2 protein-coding genes and 1 pseudogene are annotated in these 1,438 nt (G+C 37.3%); 1 reads left to right on the top strand and 2 read right to left on the bottom strand.

Translation table 11 applies throughout. The features are described 5' to 3' along the window. Positions 1-93 precede the first annotated feature (93 nt). Positions 94-303, top strand: a pseudogene (locus XEN7305_RS29835) (transposase); the annotation flags it as partial. On the opposite strand, the gene XEN7305_RS17280 reads toward XEN7305_RS29835, so the two are convergent. Both XEN7305_RS17280 and XEN7305_RS17275 read right to left on the bottom strand, forming a co-directional pair. Then, the gene (locus tag XEN7305_RS17280; RefSeq protein WP_006510774.1) at positions 276-788 is read right to left on the bottom strand and encodes a hypothetical protein; all 513 of its coding nucleotides are present in this window, start codon (positions 786-788) and stop codon (positions 276-278) included. The pseudogene XEN7305_RS29835 and the gene XEN7305_RS17280 overlap by 28 nt on opposite strands. A 135-nt stretch (positions 789-923) precedes the next feature. Then, a partial coding sequence (locus XEN7305_RS17275; protein ID WP_006510773.1) for a polymorphic toxin type 23 domain-containing protein occupies positions 924-1,438 on the bottom strand: 515 nt, incomplete at its 5' end.

Below are 1,438 nucleotides of genomic sequence, written 5' to 3'. Positions count from 1 at the left end.
GGTCTCAACTTTTTCAATTCTGTTCCTGAACAGCTTAAATCTATGACTTACTTTCCTCATTTGAGAATTACGTTTTAGAACGCGAATTGGTATGAGAATCCATTACATTGGGTCTTAGATGTCGCATTTCGTGAAGATGAGTGTCGTATTCGCACGGGCCATGCACCTGAAAATTTCACTATTCTCAGGCATCTCGCTTTGAGTGCTTTAAACCAAGAAAAAACTGCCAAGTTAGGGATTCAAAATAAACGTCGGCGAGCCGGATGGGATAATGATTACCTACTCAAAGTTTTGGCTGGATAAGATGCGTTTGCCCTATCGATAGCTAAGATTACTTGTTCTTGTGAACCTAAGAGTTTTGTAATTCGATTCCTATCGGTGAGTGATACTGAAACCAATTCGTCGTAACGGTCTAATACATTGCTCACACTTCTTTGACAAATATTTACTCCCTTTTCTCTTAATGCTTTGTGAATCTGTGGCACGCTCCTATGTTCTTGATATCTAAGACCGCCTACGTAAGCGATTAAATCTAGACCAAATTCATGTCCTGGTAATGCCCAAGCTCCTTCTTCTTCTGGTCGATACACTTGATGATAGCTTTCACACTCCTTATGGGCGCAACGTCTTACTTTCAAAGTGATTCTTACTACTCCTGACAAGGTTCTGATGGTTCTAAAGTTGTCATAGTCATTCCACATCTTCTGGCCACAACTGGTACAGTTTTGATCGATACAGTTCAGGATAATTTTCTGATTAGCTTTGGGAACTGAAGTTTTTCTAGCCATTGAGCTTCTTGGGCTTTCCCTTGTTTCTCTACTCTAAGCCTACTAAATATTTCCGGACAATTCTAGTCAATTTTGCCACTCTAGAAAAAAACAAAAATGATTTTCTGAGCTAACTATAAAATAATGTTTTAATGCTTACGGGTATAAAGTCTGACCATGGTTGGTTCCAAACTTAATATAAAATTTTCCTTGAACATCTCGCGGAGGTATTCTAGGATTAGCAATTAAATCATGAAAATTATTTTGGATAGCGTTTCTTATTTCTTCACTGCTCCAGCCTACGCGAAATTGCATATTATCAAAGCCTAGTATGGAAGATACATCCCCATCTTTTAAGTTTAATCCCCTTAAACCTAAATAAATATTACCTATTGATCTATCTCTACTATCAACTGGACTACCATCAGGCTTGAGTAAACTATAATCTCCATGTTTACCAGAAGCACCTTGAGAGTTAGGAATAATACCCCCTTGTTCTGGATCTCCAGTAAATATGTTGAAACCAGCTACTAAATTACTAGTTTTATATATTCTGTAACCTATTTCAATAGCACCAGTCCGATATCTGTCTCCATAGTCACCTAATAGTTTTAGGGGATCATAGTCATTTTCAAAATGAAAATTAAACTTTTCTACGTTTATTCCAAACC

The organism is Xenococcus sp. PCC 7305, from assembly GCF_000332055.1.
Taxonomy (GTDB): domain Bacteria; phylum Cyanobacteriota; class Cyanobacteriia; order Cyanobacteriales; family Xenococcaceae; genus Xenococcus.
This window is presented reverse-complemented; position numbering and strand designations above follow the sequence as displayed.